6 protein-coding genes are annotated in these 8,038 nt (G+C 75.8%); all 6 read right to left on the bottom strand.

Annotation, left to right across the window (positions count from 1 at the left end):
- Positions 1-1,606, bottom strand: a 1,606-nt coding sequence (locus F9B16_RS47105; RefSeq protein WP_151546784.1) for a glycosyltransferase family 39 protein, incomplete at its 3' end; no start/stop codon positions are given.
- A gap of 18 nt (positions 1,607-1,624) precedes the next feature.
- Positions 1,625-3,847 (bottom strand): glycosyltransferase family 39 protein, encoded by a 2,223-nt coding sequence (locus F9B16_RS47100; protein ID WP_151546783.1) that lies wholly within the window; start codon positions 3,845-3,847, stop codon positions 1,625-1,627.
- Entirely contained in the window at positions 3,847-5,220 is a 1,374-nt protein-coding gene (locus F9B16_RS47095) for a bifunctional glycosyltransferase family 2/GtrA family protein (protein ID WP_151546782.1), read from the bottom strand. The genes F9B16_RS47100 and F9B16_RS47095 overlap by 1 nt, the downstream gene beginning before the upstream one ends.
- A gap of 93 nt (positions 5,221-5,313) precedes the next feature.
- Positions 5,314-6,774, bottom strand: a complete 1,461-nt coding sequence (locus F9B16_RS47090; RefSeq protein WP_225992581.1) for a sensor histidine kinase — start codon at positions 6,772-6,774, stop codon at positions 5,314-5,316.
- 47 nt (positions 6,775-6,821) lie between these two features.
- Positions 6,822-7,559 carry a response regulator transcription factor gene (locus F9B16_RS47085; RefSeq protein ID WP_151546781.1) on the bottom strand — a complete coding sequence of 246 codons (738 nt, stop codon included), beginning with the start codon at positions 7,557-7,559 and terminating at the stop codon, positions 6,822-6,824.
- Between the two features lie 85 nt (positions 7,560-7,644).
- A partial coding sequence (locus tag F9B16_RS51860) for a hypothetical protein (RefSeq protein ID WP_192809345.1) occupies positions 7,645-8,038 on the bottom strand: 394 nt, incomplete at its 5' end.

Below are 8,038 nucleotides of genomic sequence, written 5' to 3'. Positions count from 1 at the left end.
CGGCCTGCGCGCCGCCTTGCGGTGGCGCGAATCCCTGGCCGCGGTTCCAGCCGCCGCCGGCCCGGCCGGGCCCGCCGCCCGGGCCGCCGCGTCCCGGCCCGAACCCGCCGCCCGACGTGCGGGGCCCGGCGGTGATGATCGACCCGGAGTGCGGGGTGCCGGCCGTCTCCACCGCGTACGCGGCCGGCCCCGCGAGGGACGCGGCGGCCGCCAGCACCAGGACGGCGGCCAGCAGCGGCCCGCGCAGCAGCCGGACACCGGCGAGCGCGGCGGCCGCCACCAGCCCGGCCACGACGATCGCCGGGCCGAGCCAGGGGTGCCAGCCGGGATTGCGGCCCAGCAGCACGTACGCCCACACGGCGGTGACGGCGACCGTCACCGACAGGAACGCGGCGCCCTCGGTGGTGCGGCGCCGCTCCCACAGCAGCGCGGCACCGATCCCGGCCAGGGCGGCGACGGCGGGGGCGAGCGCGACGGTGTAGTACTCGTGGAAGATGCCCTGCATCTCGCTGAACACCGCGCCGGTGAGCAGCAGCCATCCGCCCCACACCAGCAGCGCGGCGCGGGCCGGGTCGGTGCGGGGCGCGCGGCGGGTCACCCACAGCCCGGCGGCCAGCAGCACCAGCGCGGCGGGCAGCAGCCAGGAGATCTGGCCGCCGATCGCGGCGCCGAACATCCGGCCGACGCCGGCGTCCTGGTTGAGGTTGCCGAGCCCGCCGGTCTCGTCGCCGTTGAGGCGGCCGATCCCGTTGTAGCCGAGCGCCAGCTCCAGGACGGAGTTGTGCTGGGACCCGCCGATGTAGGGGCGGGCCGAGGCGGGCACCAGCGCGACGGCCAGCACCCACCAGCCCGCGGCCGCGACGAGCGCGGCGCCGGCGAGGACGAGCTGCCACAGCCGCCGCCGGATCGGGGTCGGCGCGGTCACCAGGTACACCAGCGCGAACACCGGCACGACCAGGAACGCCTGCAGCATCTTGGCCAGGAACCCGGTGCCGACGCACGCGCCCGCGACCAGCAGCCAGCGGGTGCTGGCGTTCTCCTGGGCGCGGATCGCGGCGTAGGCGCCGGCGGTCAGCAGCAGCACCAGCAGCGCGTCGGGGTTGTTGAACCGGAACATCAGCGCGGCGACCGGGGTGAGCGCGAGCGCCGCCCCGGCCAGCAGCCCCGCCCAGGCGGGGAACCGGCGCCGGACCGCCGCGTACAGCGTCGCGACGGTCGCGACGCCCATCAGCGCCTGCGGGACCAGGATGCTCCAGGAGTTCACCCCGAAGATCCGCGCGGCGATCTCCATCGGCCACAGCGCGGCGGGCGTCTTGTCGACGGTGATGGCGTTGGCGGCGTCGGAGGAGCCGAAGAAGAACGCCTTCCAGCTGGTGGCGCCGGCCTGGACGGCGGCGGAGTAGAACGCGTTGGCCCAGCCGGACGCGCCGAGGCCCCACAGGTACAGCACGGCGGTCGCGGCGAGCAGGGCGAGCAGCGCGGGCCGCGCCCACGCGGGGTCGGTGCCGGGCCCGCGCCACAGGCGGCGCAGGAGCCGGTGGGGACGGCCTCCCCACCCGCCCGGGGTGCGGTGGGCGGGCGGGGAGGCCTGGATCGTGGAGGTCATCGGTGGATATCCCAGGGGTCAGCCGAGCTTGTACAGCTGGGCGCCGGTGGAGCCGGACGACGATGCGGTGCCGGACTGCGAGGTGCCGGGCTGCGAGGTGGACGTCGAGGTGCCGCCGTACTCGGAAGGGTCGACCAGGGTGCCGTTCTTCTGCACCCACGCGGTGACCGAGGAGTCCCCGCCGCCGGGGCCCATGCCGCCGCCGAGCAGGACGTAGCGGAGCTTGCCCTCCTTGACGTACTTCTGCATCTTGGCGACGGTCATCGCCGGGTCGCTGCCGGTGAAGCCGCCCATCGCCATGACGGGCCGTCCGGTGCTGAGGATGATCGGGTCGGCGGTCCGGGAGCTGGACACCGCCAGCAGCCAGGTGGCGCCGCCCTGGTTCTTCTCCAGGTAGGAGATCATCTGGCTGCTGACCTCGCCTCCGTCGGGGCCGCCGCCGAAGCCGCCGCGGCCCGCGCCGCCGTTCCAGGGCATCCGGTCTCCTTGCTGTGCGGTGCGTCCCTGCTGCGCGGTGGGTCCCTGCCCGGGGTTCTGCCCGGGGTTCTGCCCGGGGTTCTGCGCGCCGGGGGCGGTGCCGTTCGGTGTGCCCTGCGGCGCGCCGCCGCGCGCCTGGCCGCCCGGGAGACCGCCCGGGAAGCCGCCTGGGAAGCCGCCTCGGGATCCGCCCGGCATGCCGCCGGGTCCGCCGCGCATGCCGCCCGGTCCGAATCCGGTGGACGGCCCGGCCTGCGGGTTGGAGCCGCCCGAGGCGGTCGAGGCAGCCGACACCGCGTAGGCGCCCGGCCCGGCCAGTGTCGCGACGGCGGCCAGCGCGGTCCCGGCCACGAGCGCGCGGGCGCCGGCGCGGCGGGTGAGGCGGGCGAGCAGCAGCGCGGCGATGGACGCCGCGGTCGCGGCGAGGATCGTCCAGCGCAGCCAGGGATGCCAGGACGGGGTGCGGTCCAGCAGGACGAACGCCCACGCTCCGGTCGCGGCGATCGCGGCCGCGCCCGCGAGGGGCCGCAGCCGGTCCCAGCGGGTCTCGCCGCGGCCGGCGCGGAACAGCAGGACGGCGCCGGCGCCGGTGAGCGCGGCGATCGCGGGTGCCAGGGCGGTGGTGTAGTAGGGGTGGAAGGTGCCTTCGGCGAAGCTGAAGATGACGTAGTGGACGGCGAGCCATCCGCCCCACAGCAGCAGCGCGGCGCGGGCGAGGTCGGTGCGGGGCCGCTTCCACAGCAGCACCAGGCACGCGGCCAGCGCGATGACGGCGAACGGGATCAGCCAGGAGATCTGGCCGCCGACGATGTCGTTGAACAGCCGCCCCGCGCCGGGCTGCCCGCCGAAGGAGGCGCCGCCGCCGGGTCCGCCGCGTCCGCCGCCGGGGCCGTTGTTCTCGCCGAACACGCGGCCGAGGCCGTTGTAGCCGATGACCAGGTCCCAGACGGTCCCGTCGGTGCTGCCGCCGATGTAGGGCCGGCTCGCGGCGGGGATCGCGTCGACGATCAGCATCCACCAGAACGACGACACCGCGAGCACGGCGCCGGCGGCGACCAGGTGCCCGAGGCGCCGCACGATCCCGGGGCGTCCGGCGATCAGGTAGACCAGCGCGAGCGCGGGGACGACCAGGAACGCCTGCAGCATCTTGGTGTTGAAGCCGCAGCCGACGAAGAACGCCGACAGCAGCAGCGGCCGCAGCCGCCCGGTCTCGACGGCGCGCTGGCACGCCCACGCGGCGGCGACCAGCAGCAGCACCAGCAGCGTGTCGGGGTTGTTGTCGCGGTTGATCGCGACGGTGATGGGGGTGAGGGCCAGCACGGCGGCGGCGATGAGCGCGGCGGGGTGCCCGAACGCGCGGCGGACGGTGGCGTACAGCAGCGCGACCGCGGCGACGCCCTCGATGACCTGCGGGAGCAGCAGCGCCCACGTGCCGAAGCCGATGACACGGGCGAACAGTTCCATCACCCACAGCGCCATGGGCGGCTTGTCGACGGTGATGTAGTTGCCGGCGTCCAGGGAGCCGAAGAAGAACGCCTTCCAGCTCTGGGTGCCGCTCTTGACGGCGGCGGCGTAGAAGTCGTTGGCGTAGCCGCCGGAGGTGAGGTTCCAGGCGTACAGGGCGGCGGCGACGGCCAGGACCGCCCACAGCGCCGGGCGCGCCCAGCGCGGGTCGCCGGGGGCGCCGAGCAGCAGCCGGCGGATCCGGCCGCCGTGCTCGGGGGCCGCGGCCGGTGCGGCGGGCGCGGGGATCGTCTGTGCCATCAGAGGGTTCCTCCGGTCTCCTCGGCGGCCGGCGCGCGGCCGTCCCCGGAGATCGCGACGTCGGTGCGGGGGCCGGTGCCGGGGGCGCCGGCGTGCGGGGAGCCGGCGCCCTCGTCGCGGTCCCCGAGGCGGCGGGGGTGGAAGATCCAGGCGCGCATCAGCAGGAACCGCACGAGGGTCGCGACGCCGTTGGCGGCGATGAGCGCGATGACCTCGACGGCGCGGGACGCGCCGGGCGCGGCGGCGTGCAGCAGGGCGAGCCCGCCGGTGGACAGCGCCAGGCCGAGCAGGAACGTCGCGCCGCCTTCGAGCTGCTGGCGCAGGGCGCGGCGGGTGCCGGTGACGCCGAAGGTGAAGCGCCGGTTGGCGGCGGTGTTGCCGATGGTGGTGACGACCAGCGACAGCGCGTTCGCCCACAGCGGCCCCATGACCAGCCGCAGCAGCACGAACAGGACCAGCTGCGCGAGGGTGCTGATGGCGCCGATGACGGCGAAGGCGGGCAGCTGCCGCGCCATCCCGGCGGGCAGGCCCGCTGCGGCTCCGGGGCCGCCGGCGGCTGGGGTGCGGCGGCCGCCGACGGGGGCGCGGAACGCGCCGGTGAGCATGCGGCGGGCGACGCGGGCCATGCCGCGCAGGTCGTCGCGGGCGGTGCGGACGACGTCGACGCGGGAGTCGGGGTCGTCGACCCAGTCGACGGGGACCTCGTGGATGCGCAGCCCGTTGCGTTCGGCGAGCAGCAGCAGCTCGGTGTCGAAGAACCACTCCTCGTCCTCCACCGACGGCAGCAGTGCCTGCACGATCTCGGTGCGGGCGGCCTTGAAGCCGCACTGGGCGTCGGAGAAGCGGGCGGCGAGGGTGGTGCGCAGCAGCAGGTTGTAGCAGCGGGAGATGACCTCGCGGCGGGGGCCGCGCACGACGGCGGACCCGCGGGTGAGCCGGGACCCGATCGCCAGGTCGCTGTGCCCGGAGATCAGCGGCGCGACCAGCGGCAGGAACGCGTCCAGGTCGGTGGACAGGTCCACGTCCATGTAGGCGACGACGTCGGCGTCGCTGGTGCCCCACACGTGCCGCAGGGCCCGTCCGCGTCCCTTGAGGCTCAGGTGGACGGCGTCGACGCGGTCCAGCCGTCCGGTCAGCTCCTGGGCGACGCGCCAGGTGCCGTCGGTGCTGGCGTTGTCGGCGATGGTGATCCGGAACGGGTAGGGGAAGGTGTCGGCCAGGTAGGCGTGCAGCCTGCGCACGCTGGCGGCCAGGACGCGTTCCTCGTTGTAGACGGGGATGACCACCTCGACCAGCCTGCCCCGCCCGCCGTGGTCGTGCACGGGCGGGGGCGGCCCGGCGGGCGTGCCCCGTTCGGTGACAAGGTGACTCATGGGACCGAGGTTCGGGTCCGGGTGTGGGAAGCCCCTGAGCCGTTGATTAACGCGGTATGAGAAAACCCGCGGGGCCCCGGTGCGGGCGGTGTCTCAGTCGCGGGGCTCGCCGGTGCCGGGGAGGCGGACGCGGGCGAGGGCGCCGCCGCCCTCGGCGGGTTCGAGGGCGACGCGGCCGCCCATCTCGCCGACGACGCGGGCGACGATCGACAGGCCGAGCCCGGAGCCGGGCAGGCTCCGCGCCGACGGCGACCGCCAGAACCGCTCGAACACGTGCGGCAGGTCGGCGGCGGGGATGCCGGGGCCGTGGTCGCGGACGGTGAGCTCGCCGCCGGCGAGCCGGACGGTGACGGTCCCGGCGGGCGGGGAGAACTTCACGGCGTTGTCCAGCAGGTTCACCACGGCGCGTTCCAGCGAGGCGGGGTCGCCGCGCACGTACCAGGGCTCGGTGTCGGCGCGGACGGTCAGGCCGGGGCCGCGCAGCCGGGCGCGTTCGACGGCGCGGTCCACCACGTCGTGCAGCGCGACGGTCTCCAGGACCGGTTCGGCCTCGTCGGGCCGGGCGAGTTCGAGGAGGTCGCCGACCAGGCTGGACAGCTCCTGCATCTGCGCCTTGACGCTGACCATCAGGTTGTGGCGGGCGGCGGCGGGCAGGTCGCGGCCGGTGGCCTCGGCGCGCAGCAGCAGGTCGATGTTGGTGCGCAGGCTGGTGAGGGGGGTGCGCAGCTCGTGCCCGGCGTCGGCGATGAGCTGCTGCTGGCGGTCCCGGGAGGCGGCCAGCGCGCTGGTCATGGCGTTGAAGGAGCGGCTGAGCCGGGCGATCTCGTCGGTGCCCTCGGCGGGGATGCGGGTGCCGAGGTCCTCGGTGCGGGCGATGTGCTCGACGACGCCGGTCAGCTCGTCGACGGGACGCAGCGACGCGCGGGCGATCATCAGGCCGGCGGCGGCCGACACCAGCACGCCGAGGGCGGTGACGGCGACCAGCAGCAGCGCGAGGTTGTCCAGCGGCCCCTCCACCTCGTCCAGGGAGATCGCGACCGACACCGCGAACGGGGTGCCGTCGGAGGCCTGCGCGGGGTAGGTGAGGATCCGCACGTCCTCGGACTTGCCGCTGGAGTTGACGCCGGTCCCGTCGTGCAGGGCGCGGTCGCTGTCGCCGCGGGCGACGGCGGCGTCGGCGGCGGTGACCTTCAGCGACCCGGCGTCGGGGACGGTGCAGCCCCGCCCGCGCGCGTCGACGACCTGGGTGATCTCGTAGGGGCCGGGCAGGCGCCCGTCGGTGCCGCTGCTGGTCGCGACGGACCGGCAGTCGCGCAGCGCCTCCTGCAGTTCGGGCAGCATCCGCGCCATGCGGCCCGGTCCGCCGCCGGGTCCGCCGGGCCCGCCGGGGCCGGGCGGACCGGCGGAGAACGCGCCGAGGCGGCGGTCCAGCTCGTGGTAGAGCTGGTTGCGGGTGAGGTACCAGCCGGCGGCGGCGCAGACGGCGACGGCGAGCGCGACGGCGGCGGCGGTGAGCAGCGCCATCCGGGCCCGCAGCGTCAGCCGCCGCGTCACCGGCGGGCGCCTGGGGGCGCGTGCCGCGCCGGGGCGCCGCCCGGCGGTCACGGGGACGCCGCCGTCCGCAGCACGTAGCCGACGCCGCGGACGGTGTGCACCAGCCGCGGCATCCCGCCGGCCTCGGTCTTGCGCCGCAGGTACATCACGTACACGTCGAGGGAGTTGGAGGCGGGTTCGAAGTCGAAGCCCCAGACGGTCTCGAGGATCTGCTCGCGGGTGAGGACCTGGCGGGGGTGGGTCAGGAACATCTCCAGCAGCATGTACTCGGTGCGGGTGAGGGCGAGGGGCCGGCCGGCGCGGGTGACCTCGCGGGTGAGGGTGTCCATCCGCAGGTCGTCGAAGGCCAGGACGTCGTCGCGGCGGGCGTCGCCGCCGGGGTCGGCGTTCATCGCGCTGCGCCGCAGCAGGGCCCGGACCCGCGCGAGCAGCTCGTCCAGCTCGAACGGTTTGGCGAGGTAGTCGTCGGCGCCGGCGTCCAGGCCGGTGACGCGGTCGCCGACCATGTCGCGGGCGGTGAGCATCAGCACCGGCATGGTGGCGCCGGCGGCGCGCAGCCGCCGGCAGGTGGTCAGGCCGTCCATCCGGGGCATGAGCACGTCCAGCACGACCAGGTCGGGGCGTTCGGCCTCGACGCGTTCCAGGGCCATGACGCCGTCGGCGGCCTCGGCGACCCGGTAGCCCTCGAACTCCAGGCTGCTGGACAGCGACTCGCGGACGGCGGGCTCGTCGTCGACGATCAGTATCCGGGCGGCGGGCGCCGCCTGCGGGGTGCCGGGCTCCATGCACTCACCGTAAACACCGCCGGTGAGGGGTCCGGCCGCGGGCGGGCGTTTCTCATGGATCTTTCAGGAAGTTCTGAGCGCGGCTTCAGCGGGGCGGGGCGCCGCCGGGGTCGTCGGTCGCGCCGGCCCACGGGTCCCGGCGCGGCCCGTCGCGGTGGGCGCGAGGGGCCGTGGGAGCCTCCGCCGGAGGGTCCGCGGTGAGGTTCTCGGTCCGGAGGTTCTCGGTGGTGACGGTGCGGGCGGTGGCGCGGACGACGACGGGCCCGGGCGCGGGGCGGGTCGCGGTGACCCAGGTGGTGCGGGCCACGTCCACGACGACGTCGCGGGCGACGTCCAGGACCAGGTCGCGCAGCACGTCCTTCATCGCGATCTTCAGGGCCTCGCGGAGCAGGTCGGCCATGACGACCTCGATCGCGGCGGTGGCGGCCTGCGCGGCGGCGCGGACGGCAAGGTCGCGGGCGGTGCGGGCGAACGCGCCG

Source organism: Actinomadura montaniterrae (assembly GCF_008923365.1).
GTDB lineage: Bacteria > Actinomycetota > Actinomycetes > Streptosporangiales > Streptosporangiaceae > Spirillospora > Spirillospora montaniterrae.
This window is presented reverse-complemented; position numbering and strand designations above follow the sequence as displayed.

Excerpts from the sequence above, each read along its gene's own strand:
- F9B16_RS47085 (WP_151546781.1), bottom strand. The coding sequence starts at position 7,559 with ATGGAGCCCGGCACCCCGCAGGCGGCGCCCGCCGCCCGGATACTGATC.
- F9B16_RS47100 (WP_151546783.1), bottom strand. The coding sequence starts at position 3,847 with ATGGCACAGACGATCCCCGCGCCCGCCGCACCGGCCGCGGCCCCCGAG.
- F9B16_RS47095 (WP_151546782.1), bottom strand. The coding sequence starts at position 5,220 with ATGAGTCACCTTGTCACCGAACGGGGCACGCCCGCCGGGCCGCCCCCG.